This window comes from Shewanella sp. AC91-MNA-CIBAN-0169 (genome assembly GCF_040310165.1).
Lineage (GTDB): Bacteria > Pseudomonadota > Gammaproteobacteria > Enterobacterales > Shewanellaceae > Shewanella.
Genome location: NZ_JBEOPM010000210.1, coordinates 1 through 233 on the forward strand (window position 1 = coordinate 1; position 233 = coordinate 233).

Genomic DNA, 233 nt, shown 5'->3' on the forward strand with positions numbered 1-233 from the left:
GACGTGGGCCAGCTTTAATGTCGCAACGGGCTTGTTAAACGGTACGCCAACCAATGCCGATGTAGGTACGACCTCTGGGATTGTGATCAGTGTCAACGATGGCACGGTAACCACCGCGTTGAGCGCGTTTAGTATTAGCGTGGCCAACACCAATGATGCACCGGTGATATCTGGCAGTCCTGCGACCTCAGTCAATGAAGATAGCGTTTACAGCTTCACCCCAAGTGTCAGTG

At 52.8% G+C, this 233-nt stretch carries 1 protein-coding gene; it reads left to right on the forward strand.

Annotated elements, in window-relative coordinates:
• Positions 1-233, forward strand: a 233-nt coding sequence (locus AAEY98_RS22710) for a VCBS domain-containing protein (protein WP_351019905.1), incomplete at both ends; no start/stop codon positions are given.